15 protein-coding genes are annotated in these 17,757 nt (G+C 65.8%); 1 reads left to right on the top strand and 14 read right to left on the bottom strand.

All coding sequences use genetic code 11. The features are described from left to right. Positions 1-5: 5 nt before the first annotated feature. The 14 genes from Q1V43_RS11895 to Q1V43_RS11830 all read right to left on the bottom strand — a co-directional run bounded on the left by Q1V43_RS11895 (position 6) and on the right by Q1V43_RS11830 (position 16,872). Complete coding sequence (locus tag Q1V43_RS11895) at positions 6-1,352, bottom strand: FAD-dependent oxidoreductase (protein WP_300518138.1); 1,347 nt, start codon at positions 1,350-1,352, stop codon at positions 6-8. Continuing rightward, on the bottom strand, positions 1,349-2,500 hold the full coding sequence (gene argE / locus Q1V43_RS11890) for an acetylornithine deacetylase (RefSeq protein ID WP_300518223.1): 1,152 nt from the start codon (positions 2,498-2,500) through the stop codon (positions 1,349-1,351). Before argE ends, Q1V43_RS11895 begins: the two co-directional genes overlap by 4 nt. 25 nt (positions 2,501-2,525) lie before the next feature. After that, positions 2,526-3,353 (bottom strand): endonuclease/exonuclease/phosphatase family protein, encoded by an 828-nt coding sequence (locus Q1V43_RS11885; protein WP_300518135.1) that lies wholly within the window; start codon positions 3,351-3,353, stop codon positions 2,526-2,528. Positions 3,354-3,501: 148 nt separating this feature from the next. Continuing rightward, a complete protein-coding gene (locus Q1V43_RS11880; RefSeq protein ID WP_300518132.1) occupies positions 3,502-3,888 on the bottom strand; it encodes a hypothetical protein in 387 nt (128 codons plus the stop codon). Positions 3,889-4,391: 503 nt separating this feature from the next. Then, on the bottom strand, positions 4,392-5,672 hold the full coding sequence (locus tag Q1V43_RS11875) for a DUF3422 domain-containing protein (RefSeq protein WP_300518130.1): 1,281 nt from the start codon (positions 5,670-5,672) through the stop codon (positions 4,392-4,394). 178 nt (positions 5,673-5,850) lie between these two features. Beyond that, on the bottom strand, positions 5,851-7,260 hold the full coding sequence (murD, locus tag Q1V43_RS11870; RefSeq protein ID WP_300518128.1) for a UDP-N-acetylmuramoyl-L-alanine--D-glutamate ligase: 1,410 nt from the start codon (positions 7,258-7,260) through the stop codon (positions 5,851-5,853). Positions 7,261-7,473: 213 nt separating this feature from the next. Continuing rightward, positions 7,474-8,556 carry a phospho-N-acetylmuramoyl-pentapeptide-transferase gene (mraY, locus tag Q1V43_RS11865; protein ID WP_300518125.1) on the bottom strand — a complete coding sequence of 361 codons (1,083 nt, stop codon included), beginning with the start codon at positions 8,554-8,556 and terminating at the stop codon, positions 7,474-7,476. Further along, complete coding sequence (murF, locus tag Q1V43_RS11860; RefSeq protein WP_300518122.1) at positions 8,556-10,004, bottom strand: UDP-N-acetylmuramoyl-tripeptide--D-alanyl-D-alanine ligase; 1,449 nt, start codon at positions 10,002-10,004, stop codon at positions 8,556-8,558. The genes mraY and murF overlap by 1 nt, the downstream gene beginning before the upstream one ends. Further along, on the bottom strand, positions 10,001-11,488 hold the full coding sequence (locus tag Q1V43_RS11855; RefSeq protein ID WP_300518118.1) for a UDP-N-acetylmuramoyl-L-alanyl-D-glutamate--2,6-diaminopimelate ligase: 1,488 nt from the start codon (positions 11,486-11,488) through the stop codon (positions 10,001-10,003). The genes murF and Q1V43_RS11855 overlap by 4 nt, the downstream gene beginning before the upstream one ends. Before the next feature lie 16 nt (positions 11,489-11,504). Further along, positions 11,505-13,286 carry a penicillin-binding protein 2 gene (locus Q1V43_RS11850; protein ID WP_300518116.1) on the bottom strand — a complete coding sequence of 594 codons (1,782 nt, stop codon included), beginning with the start codon at positions 13,284-13,286 and terminating at the stop codon, positions 11,505-11,507. Then, positions 13,283-13,624, bottom strand: a complete 342-nt coding sequence (locus tag Q1V43_RS11845; protein ID WP_300518114.1) for a cell division protein FtsL — start codon at positions 13,622-13,624, stop codon at positions 13,283-13,285. Before Q1V43_RS11845 ends, Q1V43_RS11850 begins: the two co-directional genes overlap by 4 nt. Beyond that, positions 13,624-14,622, bottom strand: coding sequence for a 16S rRNA (cytosine(1402)-N(4))-methyltransferase RsmH (rsmH, locus tag Q1V43_RS11840; RefSeq protein WP_300518112.1), 999 nt, complete (start codon positions 14,620-14,622; stop codon positions 13,624-13,626). Before rsmH ends, Q1V43_RS11845 begins: the two co-directional genes overlap by 1 nt. Before the next feature lies 1 nt (position 14,623). Then, positions 14,624-15,124 (bottom strand): division/cell wall cluster transcriptional repressor MraZ, encoded by a 501-nt coding sequence (mraZ, locus tag Q1V43_RS11835; RefSeq protein WP_300518109.1) that lies wholly within the window; start codon positions 15,122-15,124, stop codon positions 14,624-14,626. 674 nt (positions 15,125-15,798) lie between these two features. Further along, complete coding sequence (locus Q1V43_RS11830) at positions 15,799-16,872, bottom strand: Mrp/NBP35 family ATP-binding protein (protein WP_300518106.1); 1,074 nt, start codon at positions 16,870-16,872, stop codon at positions 15,799-15,801. A 345-nt stretch (positions 16,873-17,217) separates the two neighbouring features. Here Q1V43_RS11830 and Q1V43_RS11825 point away from each other — a divergent pair, with 345 nt between their 5' ends. Then, positions 17,218-17,433 (top strand): DUF1127 domain-containing protein, encoded by a 216-nt coding sequence (locus Q1V43_RS11825; protein ID WP_300518104.1) that lies wholly within the window; start codon positions 17,218-17,220, stop codon positions 17,431-17,433. Positions 17,434-17,757: the final 324 nt, after the last annotated feature.

The following is a 17,757-nucleotide window of genomic DNA, read 5'->3' as shown; positions in this document are numbered from 1 at the left end:
ATTCGTCAAAGATTGGGGCCGAGTTCCAGCTTGGACCCGTCGTGAAAACGGCTCAGCCGGAAGCGGCTCAGGTCATGGCGCGGGTCGAGCCCGCGCGCGATATCTGCGGTGATGCGGCCGAAGGCGGGGCCGATGCCGAAGCCGTGGCCGCACATGCCGGTGCAGGCGATGAGGCCCGGCAGCGCCTCGACCCGATCGACGACCGGCACCACGTCCGGCATGACGTCGATCATGCCGGACCAGGTGCAGACCAGTTCGGTTGGCCCAAGCGAGGGGAATGTCGCGGAAAAATCCCGGGCAATCTGGCGGAGCTTGCGTGGATTCGGCGCCGGGTTCAGGACCCGCATTGCCTCGAACGGGCTGGGGCCGTCCAGCGCCCAGTGGCGCGGCGTGCGCCAGGCATCGGGAAAGCCCTTCGGCGCAAAGGGCAGGTATTTCGTGCCCAGCGGATCAGCCAGGAGCTGCGGCAGGAAACCCGCGAAGGCGCGAAAGGCATCGGGGCCCAGGAACAGCTCGTGAAAGCCTGACGGCGCCAGGGTGTAGCCACCGCTGGCCCGGCGCCGGAACGCCAGGCGACCGTCCACCGCGCCGCCCTGGAACACCTCTGCCATCGGGGCGGTCTGCGCCACGGTCGCCCGGACGGAAAGCTGCGGAATCGACACGCCATGACGACGCAGAAGCAGCGCCGACCAGGCGCCACCGGCCAGCACCACCTGATCGGCCCGAACCCGCCCGGCCTCGGAGATCACCCCAACGACCTGACCGGCCTCGACATCCAGCCCACGCGCCGCGCAGTCTTCGCGGATCACGGCGCCCTCTTTCGCCGCCAGCCGCGCCAGAGCGGGCACGGCGACGAAGGGCTCCGCCCGCATGTCCATCGCGGTCCAGAGCGCCCCGGGCCAGTCGCGCGCCGCCCCCGGCATCAGCCCGGCAAGCTCGTCACGGGTCAGCATCCGCGTATCCAGATCATGGGCCAGCGCATTGGGCATCCAGGCTTCGAACCGCTCCATGTCGCTATCACGATCGGCCAGATAGGCCACACCCGCACGGGTCAGGCCGATGTCCGTATCCACCTGATCCGACAACTCGCGCCATAGTCCGCGCGCCTCCAACATGATCGGGATTTCGGCCGGGTCGCGGCCCTGCACCCGGATCCAGCCCCAGTTGCGGCCGGATTGTTCCCCGGCAATACGGCCCTTTTCCAGCAGGGTCACGCGCTTGCCGGCCCTGGCAAGATAAAGCGCAGTGCTGACCCCGATCACCCCGCCGCCGATCACCACCACATCGCAGGCGTCCGGCAGTTCCGCCGCATGTTCAACCGGTTGCGCGATGGAGATCGGGAACGGCTTCATCGCAACTGGTCCACCAGTTTCTGCATGAAGGCCCAGCCGCGGTTGAACTCCTTCACCGTGATGAACTCGTTGGGCTGATGGGCCTGTTCGATATTGCCGGGCCCGCAGACCACCGCCGAATAACCTTCGTCCTGAAACTGCCCGGCCTCGGTAGCATAGCTGACAACGTGGGAGCCATTATCCCCGGTCAGCTGCCGCGCCAGAAGCTCGGCGGCGCCCTCTTCCTCGGGGCGCAGACCGGGTACGGCGAAGCGATCATTCACGTCGATCCTCGTGTCCGGGTGTACCGCCTGCATGGCCGCCTCGACCCGGCGTATTTCCTCCATGTAGAGCGCGCGCCAGGTCTCGGGATCCTCGGTCGGCACGCAGCGGAAGGCCATGGTAAAAAGGCAATCCCTCGCGGTGATATTGTCGGCGGTCCCCCCTTCGACCGTGCCGATATGCGAGGTGGTCCAGGGCGGATCGAACATGGCGGCAATCGGATCCTTGTCGGCACGGGCCACCTTGTCATTCATGCGGTTGGCCCAGTCGATCAGCCGCGCGGCCTCGTGCACCGCCGAAACCCCGGTGTGCATGATCGAGCTATGCACCTCGAACCCGCGCACATGGGTTTCCAGCCCCAGCCCGCCCTTGTGGCCGGTCACGACCTGCATCTCGCTGGGCTCGCCGATGATGGCGGCCGAGGCACGCGGCAGACGGGTTGCCATCTCGCGGATCATGCGCGGCGCGCCGACGCAGCCGACTTCCTCGTCATAGCTCAGCGCGATCTGCAGGGGCCGCCTGATCCCCGCCTCCAGCGCCAGCGGCACGGCGGCCAGGACCAGCGCGTCGAACCCCTTCATATCACAGGTGCCGCGACCGTAGAGCTTGCCCTCTTTCTCGACCACCGAGAACGGGTCGGTGTCCCAGGCCTGCCCGGTGACGGGCACGACGTCGGTATGTCCCGACAGGACAACTCCGCCTTCAACCTCGGGTCCGACATTGGCATAGAGGTTCGCCTTGGTCCCGTCATCGGAATAGACCCGGTGCGCGCGGACGCCATGGGAGGCCAGATAGTCCTCGACCCAGTCCACAAGCTCCAGGTTGGACACATCCGACACGGTCGGAAAACCGATCAGTTTGTCCAGGATATCACGGGGGCCAGGCATTTGTTTCATATGATGTCTCTCGGCGTCACGGCAGGCGGAAATCGCCAACCAGGGGATAGTGGTCAGAGGGCCAGATGCCGTCGAACTGCTGGTCGATCAACCAGGGGCCACCGACCTGTTCAATCTGGGGGCTGCGCGCGATGCGGTCAATTGCGCCGAACAGGTGCAGGCCGGAATTGAAATGGAAACTGGCGCCGATTGCCTCGCGGATCGACAGGCCCGCACGCCGCAGAATCTGCACCGTGCGCCAGCCGGAAAGGGCGTTGGTGTCCCCCAGTACAAAAACCGGCAATCCTCTTTCCATCAACGGTGCGGCGCGGGTGCCGACGTCGCGGGCGGCCTGACGTTGGCGCCGCTGGTCATTGCTGTGAAAATGCACGTTGAAGACCTGGAACTGCCGCCCGTTGCGGGTAGAGAAGCGCGCCCAGGTGCAATAGTAGGCCCAGCCTTCACGCGCCCGCAACAGCCGGTCGATCGTGCTGCCTGCGCCGTCGCCGGGGTCATCACAGTGAAACCAGCCCTGATCCAGCAGGCGAAACCGGTCACGGCGATAAAAAACCGCCTGCCCGGAGGGGAAGTCCGGCCCGTCCCCGGCCGCGGCCACGCCGTAATTCGGGTTGCGCGCCCGGAGCCAGGCCAGCGCCAGGTTTTCCCCGGCCAGGCCCCGTTCCGGGATCGTGGCGAGTTCCTGAAACCCGACAAGATCCGCATCCAGCGCCTTGAACGCCGCATCGAGCCCGTGTTTGCGCGCCGCCCAATCCGACCGCGACCAGGGACCATTGGCGCGGTCGGCCCGGATGAAATGCACGTTGTATGAGGCGACACGCAGCGTATCGGCGACATGTGGTGGCAACGGCCGGCCGGGTCCATCCGGGTCGCCACGAGGGACGGTGCAGGCCACCAGGAGCAGAGAGGACAGCCCTGCAAGGCACGCGGCAACACCGCGCCGGGGCCCGCGCCCGCCGCTCACCGGAGCCAGTCGCGTTGGTCGGCGCGCCATGTCATGCGCAATTCCCGCTGTCCGAAGTCATCGCGAACTGTCCCGGGGAGACGTCCTTGTATTCGGAGGGGCCGGGCTTGTGGCCCAGCAGGTGAATGGGCGATGGGACCGGCTTGAAATTAAGTTCTTTTTCCGACTTGCACCGGGTCGGGTCAGTGATCGGAACGGGACTCCTCGGGGCTTGGGGACAGGGGGGCTGCGGGGTCTCGGACAGGGCTTGGTACGGACCCATTCCGGCGACGCGCTCCAGGTGCAAAACGCGCACATCGTGGCGGACAGGTTCGACCACCGCCATGTTGTGGGAGATGAACAGGTAGCTCAGGCTCAGCTCGGCCTGCGGCTCCATCATCAGATTAGGCGCCAGCGCCTGCACCGACACGTCCGGCACCGTCTTCGGCTCCTGAAAGGTCTGCCTGTCCCGTAGCCGCGCCCCCTGCGCATCGCGTCCCGGTCGCTGTCGCGAGGATCCCTGCCCCCGCTGCCCGGGCCGTCCCCGGTCTGGAATTCCACGCACAGATTTCGGATCGCGGCAATCGGCTGATCCAGCATGTTCACCTCTCCCCTGTGTTTATGTTTTTGCAGGCGATCCGGGTGCCATTTGCCCGGTACGCTAGCGCCGCAACAGCAAAGTTGTCAAACCTGCCTTAGGCGCATTCAGCCCCGCCCGCCGCTTTTCAGGGCGGGCGAGCAGCGCATCTGCTCGGCGTCACCGCGATGCTGCAGGCGCTACCTCTGCCGATCCTCTTCGCCATCATATTTACAGTCTGGCCTCAGGTCGCGCGCATCCTGAGTGGCGCGGAGGAATACCCTCGAAAACAGGACGGCATCGGCCAGGAACAGCGCCCATCCGGGCGCCGTTTTCGCACGCGCGCGCCTCTGAAAACCCGAGGCTCAGTGCCCCATAGACTTGCGGATCCGTCGCACCATCAGCCAGACCAGCGCCACGACCGGCACCGTGAGCCCGGCGGTCATGATTTCCTTCGATACGCCCGCCAGTTTCGCCGCCGGGTAGAGGAAATAGCTCGCCAGGTTCAGCGCGTAATAACTGATCGCGACCACCGACAGGCCCTCGACCGTCTGTTGCAGGCGCAGGGCCAGGTCGGCGCGCCGGTCCATGCTTTCCAACAGCGCCTGGTTCTGCGCCGAGCGTTCGACATCCACCCGCGTCCGAAGAAGATCGCCCGCGCGCTTGGCGCGTTCCGACATGCTGGCCAACTGCCGTTCGGCGGCCTTGACCGTGCGCATTGCGGGGTCGAAACGGCGGGTCATGAATTCGGCAAAGGTCTGGCGCCCGCCGAACCGTTCCTCGCGCAGGACGTCGATCCGCTGGTTGACGATCGCCTCATAGGCGCCGGTAGCGCCGAAACGGAAACTGGACCGGGCCATCAGATCCTCCAACTCGGCGCTGATCGACAGCAGCGCATCCAGCGTGGTATCCGCCGCCCCCTGCCCGCCCATGGCACCTACCAGACGACAGAGTTCCCCGTCCACTTCGCCCAGGCGCCCCGACAGGCTGCGCGCGCGCGCCAGCCCCAGCATGGACATGGACTTGTAGGTCTCGATCTCGCAGATGCGCTGCACGATCCGCCCGACCCGCCGCTTGCCGATCCCCGGCGCGGTAAAGACCGCAAAGCGCATGTGTCCGGCCTGGTCGATGCGGAAATCTCCGGCCACCAGCGCCTCGCGGTCCAGAACCCAGGACGCCGCCAGGCTTTCCGGCACGAACCATTCGGACAGCCGCGCGCGCAGGTCCACCTCTTCGCGCTGTTCTTCAACCCGGATCAGGGCGGATGTCACCCGAACCCCGGGCGCCTCGGCCAGCCAGTCTTCGGGAAAGGCATCAAATGCGGCCGGATCGAAGGCCCGCGCCGTCACCCCGTCGCCAAACAGCGTATAGGTCACGAATTCCGTGTGGCTTTCCCATTTCAACTGATAGCGCCCGACCTTGCCGGAATAATGCGTGGCACCGGGCTGCGGATGGGGCGCCCCGTGGCGGTCAAGCAGCGCCAGAAGATGCATGCGATCGGCTTCGCGGTCGCGCCCTGCGGCATCGTGCTCCCGTTTCACGGCCACATAGGCGGCAAAACACGGCGCCTTCAGCGAGGGGAACGGCCGCGCATGCAGCTCGTTGGCCAACGCATAGCGCAGGGGATGGTCAGGCATCTGGGGCATCGCGCGCTCCTTGTTTGGTGCAAGGTTAACGACAGGAAGGATCGCATCAACCCCAACAATCGCGACAAATCCCCACGGGAAAGCGGCCGATGTTTCCGAAAGTTGGCCGCGGTGGCAGATGATCCCCTCTTTCAGCTTTCCGGAAATATCCTGGGGGGAGCGCGGAACGCGCGGGGGGCTAGCCCCCCTGCCCGATCCGCGCCAGCACGAGCCGGACAAAATCCTCGCCGCGCTTCTCGAAATCCGGGTACTGGTCGAAGGAGGCTGCCGCCGGGGCCAGCAGCACCGTATCCCCGGCCTGGGCCTCGTTCCCCGCGCGTTCAACCGCGCGCTCCATGGTCTCGCAGATCTCATAGGGCACCTTCCCCAGCTGCAAGGCGAAATCCCGCGCCGAATGGCCGATCAGATAGGCCTTGGCGACATGGCTCAACTTGTCGGCCAGCGGCTCGATCCCGCCGTCCTTGCCCAGCCCGCCCGCGATCCAGCGAATGTTCCGAAACGCGCCTAAAGCAGCAGCAGCGGCATCCACATTGGTCGCCTTGCTGTCATTCACCCAGGCCACGCCCTCCGCCTCGCCCACCAGCTGGGACCGATGCGGCAGCCCCCTGAAGTCGTGAAACGCCGCCTCGATCACCCGTGGCGCCAGACCCAGCGTGCGACAGACCGCATAGGCACAGCAGGCGTTCTGGTGGTTGTGACTGCCCGGCAGCCCCTTCACGGCCCGCAGGTCGATCACGCCCACCTGCCGCCCCTTGCGGTATTCCGACAAAAAGCCCTTGCGGGCAAAGACCTGCCAGCCCGGCCCGGTCAGCTTGCGGTCGACGGAAACACGGATCACCCGGTCATCCGACGCGCCTTCGGTCAGCTGGCCCGCCAGATACACCCCCTCGGGTTCATCCACGCCGATCACCGCCCGGTCCGGCCCACCTTCGGAAAAGAGCCTCCGCTTGGCCGCGAAATAGCCGCCCATGCCGCCGTGACGCTCCAGGTGATCGGCAGAGAGGTTGGTAAAGACCGCCACATCCGGCGTCAACGCACGGGCCAGGTCGGTCTGGTAGCTCGACAGTTCCAGCACCACCACCTCGCCATCCACGGCAGGTTCGATGTCCAGCACGCCCCGGCCAATATTGCCCGCCAGCTGAGTCGCGCGACCCGCATGTTCCAGCACGTGGTGAATAAGCGCCGAGGTGGTCGATTTCCCGTTCGACCCGGTCACGGCCACCACGCGGGGAAGCGTGTCGAACCCGTCCCAATCCCGGGTGGCGAAGCTGCGAAAGAAGAGACCAATGTCATTGTCCACCGGTACGCCCTCAGCCATGGCCCGGGCGATGAGCTTGTTGGGCTCGGGGTAAAGATGTGGAATGCCCGGGCTGACGATCAACGCGGCGACCCCGTCCCATGCGCTGCCCCTGGTCAGATCGAACAGCGTCAGCCCGGCCTCTTCGGCCCGGATCCGGGCCTCCTGCCCCTCATCCCAGCACAGCGCCTCTGCCCCGCCGGCCTCCAACGCCCTGGCGGCGGCCAGACCGGACCGCCCCAGGCCCAACACGGCCACCTTCAAGCCTTCGAAACCTTGCACCGGGATCATGCGCACCTCCTGCTGTTCCCCACGGTGCTAGCCGAAATCACCGCAGGTGGAAAGCCACGGTGCCTGCTTCTTTATCTTGCCGGAAATATCCCGGGGGGCGCCGAAGGCGGGGGGCAGAGCCCCCCCGCGCGTTTTGCCCTGCAAAACGCGCCTTGCCCAACCCTCGACAAGCAGCTTCGCTGCGCCGGCCGAGTGGCGGGAGCCCGCTGTGTCTTATCGCACCTTCAGCGTGGCCAGCCCGATCAGCGCGAGGATCAGCGAGATGATCCAGAAGCGGATGACGATCTGCGGCTCTTTCCAGCCCAGGTGTTCGAAATGGTGGTGGATCGGCGCCATCAGGAAAACGCGTTTGCCGGTTTTCTTGAAATAGAGCACCTGGATGATCACCGACAGGGCTTCGACTACGAACAATCCGCCGACGATGGCCAGGACGATCTCGTGTTTGGTCGCGACCGCAATGGCGCCCAGGGCGCCGCCCAGGGCCAGCGACCCGGTGTCGCCCATGAAAACCGCCGCCGGCGGGGCGTTGTACCACAGGAAGCCCAGCCCACCGCCAATGAGTGCCGAGGTAAAGATGAACAGCTCCCCGGTGCCCGGTACGTAATGCACTTCCAGATATTCGGTAAAGTCGACACGCCCCACCGCATAGGCAATCGCGCCCAGCGTGCCCGCCGCGATCATCACCGGCATGATCGCCAGCCCGTCCAGACCGTCGGTCAGGTTCACCGCATTGGCCGACCCGACGATAACGATCATCACGAAGGGGATGAAGAACAGGCCGAAGTTCAGAAGCGTATCCTTGAACACCGGCATTGCCAGCTGGAACTGCAGCCCCTCGGGATGGGCCATACTGGCCCAGTAGCCGGCAATGCCCGCAATCACCAGCCCCAGGGTAAAGCGCACCCGCCCAGGCACGCCGTTGGTCGAGGATTTCGATACTTTCGCGTAGTCATCCGCGAATCCGATCAGTCCGAAAGCGTAGGTCACGAAGAGCGTGATCAGCACATAGGGGTTGTCCAGCCGGGCCCAGAGCAGCGTCGCCACCAGAAGCGCCGACAGGATCAGCAGCCCTCCCATGGTCGGGGTGCCCTGTTTCTCCATGTGGCTCTGCGGCCCGTCCTCGCGGATCGGCTGCCCCTTGCCCTGACGCTTGCGCAGGATGTTGATCAGGGGCTTGCCGAAGATGAACCCGAAGATAAGCGCGGTGAAAAATGCCCCGCCCGCCCGGAAGGTGATATAGCGAAACAGGTTGAAGGCGTCACCGCCGTCCGAAAGCTCGGCCAGCCAATACAGCATTATTCTTGCCCCTCGTGTTGAAGGCCCCGCGCATGGCCCAGTTTTCGGATGGCGTCAACCGCGTGGCTGACCTTTGAGCCCTTGGAACCCTTGACCAGCACGATATCGCCGGCATCGACCCAGGAATGCACCCGGGCCACGGCTTCGTCCGCCGTTTCGACCCAGTCGCCCTGCCGGTCGGCATCGAGCCGCTCCCACAGCGCCTTCATGCGCGGCCCGACGCAATGCACCCGATCCAGCGCGGTGACATGCGGCAGATCGGCAATCGCGGCATGCAGCGCCGCCTCCTCCGGGCCCAGCTCCAACATGTCCCCCAGAATGGCAATGCGCCGGCCCTTCGACACCCGTCCGACCGCGTCCGTCGGAGTCGCCGCCGCCAGCACCTCCAGTGAGGCCGCCATCGAGGTCGGGTTGGCGTTGAACGCGTCGTCAATCAGCTGCACCGACAGGCCTTCGACCGGATCCAGCACGACTTCCTCGCGCGTGCCGCGCCCGCCCGGCGGGTGCCAGAGCACCAGGTCGCGGGCGGCCAGGGTCACATCCGCCCCCACGGCGCCGACAGCGGCCAGCACCGCCAGCGCGTTCATCGCGAAATGCCGCCCGGGCGGGGCAATACGAAACAGGTGGCTCTCGCCGCACATTTCGGCCTTGCAGATCGTGGCCTCGTCGGTCAGCTCAACATGGGTGAGCCGCGCGTCATTGGCCTCCCCCTCGCCGAAACGCACCAGACGGGCGCTGCCCGCGGCCTCGGTCAGAATCGGCGTGGTTTCCAGGTCGCCGTTCACGATCGCCACGCCCCCGGGCGTCAGCCCGTCGAATACGGCCCCCTTCTCGCGGGCAATTCCCGCAATGTTGTCAAAGGCTTCCAGATGAGCCGCCGCAACGGTTGTTACCATGCCGACATGGGGCCGCGCCATCTGCGCCAGCGGGCCGATCTCGCCGGGATGGTTCATGCCGATTTCAATGATCGCAAACTTTGTGTCGGCGGGCATCCTTGCCAGCGTCAGGGGCACGCCCCAATGGTTGTTGTAACTGGCCTCGGCCGCATGGCAGCGCCCCTGCGCGGCCAGCACCGTGCGCAGCATTTCCTTGGTCGAGGTCTTGCCGACCGAACCTGTCACGGCCACCACACGGGCCCCGGTGCGGGCACGCGCGGCCGTGCCCAGCCGCTCCAGCGCGGGCAACACGTCGTCGACGATCAGCAACGGCGCATCCTCGGCCACACCCTGGGGAATGCGCGAGACCATCGCGGCACCCGCCCCTTTCTCTAGCGCCTGGGCGACGAAATCATGCCCGTCGCGCGCATCCTTCAGGGCAACGAAGAGATCACCGGGCCGGATCGTGCGGGTGTCGATCGACACGCCCTGCACGGCCCAGTCACCACGGGCCTCGCCGCCGGTGGCGGCGGCGGCCTCGGGTGCCGTCCAAAGGGGCGTATCGGGGCTCATGTCAGCCGCCCTTCCAGCGCGGCCACGGCCACGCTTGCCTGTTCGACATCGTCAAACGGCAGTACGTCGTCGCCGATCACCTGCCCGCTCTCATGGCCCTTGCCGGCGATCAGCAGAGCATCCCCCGGCCCCAAGGCATCGACGCCGCGCAGGATCGCCTCGGCCCGGTCGCCCACGTTGTTGGCATTGGGGCAGCCCTGCATCACCATGGACCGGATCGCGGCGGGGTCTTCGGAGCGCGGGTTGTCGTCGGTGACAAAGACCACATCGGCGTTTTCCGCCGCCGCCTTGCCCATCAGCGGGCGTTTCGAGGTGTCGCGATCCCCGCCGGCGCCCAGCACCACGACCAGACGGCCCAACACATGGGGGCGCATCGCCTTTAGCGCGGTTTCCACCGCATCGGGCGTGTGGGCATAGTCGACAAACACCGCCGCGCCATTGTCGCGGGTGGCGGCAAGCTCCATCCGGCCACGTACGGTCTGCAGCTCTTCCAGGCATCCGAAGACGCGTGTCGGTTCCGCCCCGCAGGCAATCGCCAGCCCGGCCGCCGTCAGCACGTTCTGCGCCTGGAAGCCGCCGATCAGGTTCAGCCGTACAAGCTGGGTCTGTCCCAGCCAGGAAAATCGCAGATCCTGCCCGGTGGCGTCATAGCGATGGCCCAGCAGGCGCAGTTCGGCGTCCTCGCCGCCTCCGACACGGATCAGGTTCTGCCCGCGCGCTTCGGCCATCGCCACCAGTTCGACCCCGCGCGGATCGTCGATGTTGATCACCGCCACGCCGTCGTCGGGCAGCACACGGGTAAACAGCCCCGCCTTGGCCTCGAAATATTCCTGGAAGGTGGCATGGTAATCCAGGTGGTCCTGGGAGAAGTTGGTAAAGGCGGCCGCATTCAGGCGCACCCCGTCCAGTCGGCGTTGCGCGAGCCCGTGCGAGGAGGCCTCCATCGCCGCGTGGGTCACGCCGGAGCCCGCCATCTCGGCCAGCACCCGGTGCAGGGTGATCGGTTCGGGCGTCGTGTGGGTCATCGGGGCGGTGAACGCGCCCTCGACCCCGGTGGTGCCGATATTGGCGGCATCAAAGCCCAGCAGGGTCCAGATCTGGCGGGTAAAGCTGGCAACGGAGGTTTTGCCATTGGTGCCGGTGACTGCGACCATCAGATCGGGCTGGGCGCCGTACCAGAGCGCGGCGGCGTAGGACAGCGCCATGCGCGGGTCTTCGGTGATGACCACGGCGGCGTCGGTGCCGGCAAGCTCGTCCCGGGCGATCTCGGCCCCTTCCAGGTCGGTCAGCACGGCCCCGCCCCCCATGCGCAGGGCGAAGGTGATGAACTCGGCCCCGTGCACACGCACGCCGGGAAGGGCCGCAAACAGGTAGCCGGGCTTCACCTCGCGGCTGTCCACCGACAGGCCAGTTACCTGCGCCTCTTGCCCGCCCCGGGCGCTCAGCCCGAGGTCGGCCAGGGATTTCGGGTCTCGTCCTGCCATATGCGCGCCCTCTCGATCAGTTCGAGGTGAGTGTTACCCCGGTCGGGGAGAGAGGTGCAATCTCCGGTTTCAGTCCCATCAGCGGGGCGATGCGGCGAATGATCTCGGCGGCGACCGGCACAGCGGTCCAGCCGGCGGTGCGGCGCGGTTCGGTGCCCGAGGTTTCTTCGGGCTCATCCAGCGTGACGATCAACACATATTTCGGATCATTTGCCGGGAAGACGCTGGCGAAGGTGGCGATCACCTTGCTGTCGTAATACCCCCCCTGCGGGCGCGGCTTGTCGGCGGTGCCGGTCTTGCCCCCCACGGCATAGCCCGGAACCTCGCCGAAACTGGCCGTGCCACGCGTCACGACCTGGCGCAGCATGTCGCGCGCGGCTTCCGAAACTTCGGGCCGCACGACCCGTTCGCCGCGTTCCACCCGACCGGCGCGGATCAGGGTCGGCCGCACGCGGGTGCCACCGTTCAACAGGCTGGAGTAGGCCGCAGCCAGGTGCAGGGGCGACGAGCTGAGCCCGTGCCCATAGGAGATCGTCATGGTCGAAAGCTCCGACCAGTTTTTCGGCAGGAGCGGTTTTGCGCCCGGCGCTTCGGTCAGTTCGACCGGGGTGGCTTCCAGCAGGCCCAGACGGCCCAGGAAGTCGCGCTGGCGTTCCGCACCGATCTGCACAGCGATGCGCGCGGTGCCGATGTTGGAGCTTTTCACGATCACATCCGTCACCGACAGGCGCGGACCGTAGTTTCGGAAATCGCGAATGGTGAACTTGCCCCAGCGCATCGGACCCTTGGTCTCGACCTCGGTCGAGGGATCCACCAACCCCAGTTCATAGGCCTGGGCGGCGGCAAAGATCTTGAACACCGAGCCCAGTTCGTACACCCCCTGCACCGCGCGGTTGAACAGCGGGTCATCGGACTGGTCGCCCCGGGTCAGCGGACGGGGGCGGTTGTTGGGGTCGAAATCGGGCAGGCTCGCCATCGAAATCACCTCGCCCGTGTTCACATCCATCAGCACGGCGGCGGCGCCCTTGGCGTTCATCATGCGCATGCCGCCATCGAGCACGCGTTCTACGGCGGCCTGCACCGTCAGGTCGATCGACAGCGTCAGGGGCGTGTCCCCGTTGGCCGGATCGCGCAGATAGTCGTCGAAACGGCGCTCGATCCCGGCAACGCCGATCACCTCGGCGGCATTCACGCCCTCCTTGCCGAAAGAGGCCCCGCCCAGCACATGCGCCGCCAGCCGGCCATTCGGGTAGAGCCGCATTTCACGCGGGCCGAACAGAAGGCCGGGCTCGCCTATATCATGCACGGCCTGTTTCTGTTCCGGGCTGATTTTCCGCTTGATCCACAGGAACTTGCGCGACCCGGTGAAGTCCTCCAGAAGTTTTTCGGCTTTCAGGTCCGGAAAGATCGAGGCAAGTTCCGTCGCCGCGCGGATCGGGTCCACCATCATCGGCGGCTGGGCGTAAAGCGCATAGGTGGCGAGGTTCGTGGCCAGCACACGGCCATTGCGGTCCACAATGTCCGCGCGCGCCATCGCAATGCGCGCCCCGGGCGCATGGGCACGGGGTTCGGTGGGGTCCGTGCCCGCCAATATGGCCATACGTGCGCCCACCACCAGAAAGGCGCACAGGAACAGACCGGCCAGAACCAGCAGCCGCCCCTCGGCACGCAGACGCGCCTTGTCGCGCATCTCGTCATGGCGGCGGCGCAGGTTCTCGCGCTCGATGACATCCGGGTTCTCGCCCTTCTCGCGGGCGTCGAGGATACGGGCCAGGGGGCGCAGGGGGGTCCGGGTCATTGGGCAATCTCCCCGATCACATCGATGGATTTGGACAGGTCGATGCTGCCCTCGCCGGGAAAGGAGATCTGATCCACGCGGGCGAATTGCTCGGCCGTCAGCGGCAGCAGGCCCAGCCGGTCGAAGTTCATCCCGACCAGGTCACGCAAACGGTCGGGGCGGTTCAGATAGGCCCATTCCGCGCGCAGAACCGCCAGTTCCTCGCGCATCTGGCCGATTTCGCGCTGCAGGCGCTCGACTTCAGTCAGGCTGTCCTGTGTGCGGTAGTTTTCAGAATAGGCCCAGTAGGCCAGGGCCATGACGATCAGCGCAGAGGTAAAATACAATATGGTACGCATCATCTCGTCCCCTTGAGAGCAAGGCCGGGAAGGCCCAGTTTCTGGCGGTCCGTAGCCTCGGCCGGGGCTTCGGTCCGGGTCGCCACGCGCAGGCGTGAGCTGCGCGACCGCGGGTTTTCCTCAAGCTCCTGCTCATCCGGGCCGATCGCCTTCTTCGGCGTCAGGCGGAAGGCGGGCACCTCGTCCTGCCCCTGCGGAGCATGGCGCGAGCCGCCACCCCCGACGCTGGAGCGCGCCTGCAGGAAGCGTTTGACCACGCGATCCTCCATCGAGTGGAACGTGACCACGGCGAGCTTGCCGCCCGGCTTCAGGGCGCGCTCGGCGGCCTCGAGCCCGGCGATCAGCTGCCCGAACTCGTCGTTTACCGCAATGCGGATGGCCTGAAAGCTGCGCGTCGCCGGGTGGCTTTGACCGGGCTTCGACCGGGGCAGGCATGTTTCGATGACCCCCGCCAGTTGCAGCGTGGTTTCAAACGGTTGCTCGGCACGCGCGGCGACGATGGCCCTGGCGATCCGGCGCGAGGCGCGCTCTTCGCCATATTGAAACAGGATATCGGCCAGCTCTGCCTCGGTGGCCTCGTTGACAATATCGGCGGCCGAGGGGCCTGTCTGGCTCATCCGCATGTCCAGGGGGCCATCCTTCATGAAGGAAAAGCCGCGCTCGGCCAGATCGAGCTGCATCGAGCTGACGCCCAGATCCAGCACCACACCGTCCAGCGGTTCGCCCGCCAGCCTGTCGAGATCGGAAAAGGTGCCCTGTTCCAGCCGCAGCCGGTCGCCGTATTCCCTTGCCCAACCCGCCGCCATTTCGAACACCAGCGGGTCGCGGTCGATGCCCACGACCACATCCGCGCCTTCGGCCAGCAGCCCGCGGGTATAGCCGCCCGCGCCGAAGGTGCCATCGGCCCAGATGCCGGACACGGGCTCCACGGCTTTCAGAAGCGGGCGCAGCAAGACGGGGATGTGGGGACGGTCGCCGGTCTCAGCCGCACCCGCCATGTCAGCCCCCTGCTCCGTTCAGCAGGGTCAGCGGGTCGAAATCATCGGGCATTTCGTCCAGCCATTCCTCGGTCCGTTTCAGTTCGACCTCGTCATAGGTCTCGGGCTTCCAGATCTGGAAGGTGTCGCCGGTGGCGATGAAAAAGGCTTCCTTGTCGAGCCCGATCTTCTGGCGCAGCTTCGCGGGCAGCACCAGGCGGCCGGTCTCGTCCACGGTGGTGGGGAAGGATTGACCGTTGAACAGGCGCTCCAGCATGCGGCGTTCGATCGAGCCACGCGGCAGGGCGGCGATCTGTTCGTCCACCTCGTCGATCGCCTCGATCGTGTAGCATTCCAGGTAGCTGCGGCGATGGTCGCCATAGACGATCACCAGGTTGGGGTTGTCCCCCTCGCGGTGATCGGGATCCCCGGCCTCGAGCACACGGCGAAACAGGGCGGGGATCGAGACCCTGCCCTTCGTGTCCACCTTGTGGTGGCTTTCACCTCTGAAACGTCGTGCCACTTTCGCGGCTCCTTCGCTCTGTCCTCATTCCGGCCCATTCGGAGCCCTGAAACGAAAACGACGGATTGAGCTGCTGCCACATGCCCAATCCGCCGCCCTCGTCCCGTTTCCGGGTGTCCAGCTGCGCGCGCCACCTGGGGGGATGTCTGCTCGCGTACGCGCCGGATCTCTTGGTTCGATGAAGGCGGGTGCCTGTATGAAACCTGACTTGGGAGTGTCATTTTTTGGGGTCTTGGGGTGCCCCTTTTTCGTTCCCGTCCTCATCGTGTATTCAAGAAGTACTCTGGGATTTCATGGGAGGCAATACCTTTTTATGGGAAAATCTTACCCACATCCGCCAAACCCACGCTGCAAACGCAAGATTTTACTGGAACTTTTGTGAACGAATGGAAATATCTAGGGGGTATGTCGAAATCATACACCAGATATGGACAGCCAAACTCCGTGCAACAAATTCCCACTTTTTCCCGGAGTTTCGCAATCCGCACGTGTTTCCCATGACTTTCCCACTGGATTTCACGAGGTTTTGCACTGATCCTCGCGATCCCAACCGCCGATTCGGGTAGGACACACCTTTGCGCCCATGGATTCCCATGGCCCGTCCCATATTTTCCCGTGGAACTGAAAAACCCCGGCGCAAGGACCGGGGCTTCCGAGCTCATATAGAGTAGAGGTCAGGCGACGCCCTGGGCCACCAGCCCGGCAGCCAGCCTGGCATAGGCCTCCGCCTCGGCCCCCTCGCCTGCGGCGATCGGCGTGCCCTCGTCCCCGGCCAGACGCACATCCAGCGACAGGGGAATCTCGCCCAGGAAGGGCAGGCCCAGCGCGTCGGCCTCGGCGCGCACGCCGCCATGGCCGAACAGATGGGCTTCGTGCCCGCAGCTGGGGCAGACATAGGTGGACATGTTCTCGATCAGACCCAGCACCGGCACACCCACCTTGCCGAACATGTCGATCGCCTTCTTGGCGTCCAGCAGCGCCACGTCCTGCGGGGTCGAGACCACCAGCGCGCCGGTCAGGCTGGTTTTCTGGCTCAGGGTCAGTTGCACATCGCCGGTGCCCGGCGGCAGATCGACGATCAGCACGTCAAGCGGCGCCCAGTCGACCTGGAACAGCAGCTGCTGCAGCGCGCCGATCAGCATCGGGCCGCGCCAGACCACGGACTGGTCCGGGTCGATCAACAGGCCGATCGAGATCATCTTGACCCCGTGCGCCTCGACCGGGACCATCGCCTTGCCGTCCGGCGTGGTGCGCGGCTTGGTGTCGTTGCCCATCATGCGCGGCTGCGACGGGCCCAGGATGTCGGCGTCAAGAATGCCGACCTTGCGGCCCTGTTTGGCCAGCGCAACGGCCAGGTTCGAGCTGAGCGTCGATTTCCCCACCCCGCCCTTGCCCGAGGCCACGGCGAGGATGTTGCTCACGCCCTGCACCGCTTCGGGGCCGGCCTGGGGCTTTGCATGGCCGCCCACCTTCAGCTGCGGCGGCTGTTTCGCCGGCGCCGCACCATGAGCGGTCAGGATCACCGTCACCTTCTCGACCCCGTCCATCGCGGCCACAGCGGCTTCGGCGGCATGACGCTGCGGTTCCATGCGGGCGGCCAGGTCGGGGCTGGGCGCTTCGATCACGAAACTCACCACGCCGCCCTCGACTTTCAGCGCTCGAATCATGTCGCGCGAGGCCAGGTCGCCCCCATCGGGCAACGACACCGTCGCCAGGACATCCATGATCGAGTCTTTTGTGCGGGTCATGATTTTCTCCGTGCCATATCAAGCTGCCTGTTCGTGCGCCATTACTTGCCGCCTTTTGCATCAAGAACAAGCCCACGCGACCAAATGCCCGAGGCAAGATGCCACAGCATGCGGCACCCTGCCCGAATATGCGGCGTTTCACGTGCGAAAAGCGACAGGTTAACCCGCTGAAATCACATGACCTTGGGTCAAATGAAGGCATGCATTTTCTGCATAGCAGCATTTCTCTTTTCCGGGATTGTGCATCTGCAGCATAGCCCCCATTTTCTTCTCAACAGCGCAACACGCTAGCGCTACCAGACCCTCTGCGCCCAGTGCGCACCCGACAAGAGAACGAGAGAGCCCATGGCTTACGCAACCGAATACAACACTTCCGAAACCCGTGTCGCCGACCGGCTGACCGCCCTTTGGAAGCAGCTGCAAGCGGCCCGCGCCCAGCGCAGGCTGTTCACCGGAACCGTACGCGAACGGAACCAACTGTCCGGCCGCGAACTGGCCGACCTGGGCATCACCCGTAGCGAGATCCGGCATATCGCCTGGCACGCCGCCTACGGCAAGTAAGGAACACGGATCGGGCGTTTCTACCTCCTCCCAGACACGCCCGTGATTGTCGGCGGGACCTCTCCTCCTCCCTGGTCCCGCCGCACAGAATTCCAAGATCGGATGCCCCCTCCTCCTCCCTGGGGCGTCTGAGACTGGCGGCGGGATCTACCTCCTCCCAGATCCCGCCGTACCGGATACCGAAGGCCCTCTCCTCCTCCCTGGGTCGTTCGGATTGGCGGCGGGGCCGCTCCGCCACCCTGGCCCCGCCGCTCAACAGATACCGACGCCCCTCCTCCTCCCTGGGGTGATCGGATTGGCGGCGGGCCTCTCCTCCTCCCTGGC

Origin of the sequence: Aliiroseovarius sp. (assembly GCF_030148435.1) — a bacterium.
Lineage (GTDB): Bacteria > Pseudomonadota > Alphaproteobacteria > Rhodobacterales > Rhodobacteraceae > JASBTN01.
The sequence above is the reverse complement of the archived record's forward strand: the minus strand, read 5'-3'. Positions and strand labels throughout refer to the sequence as shown.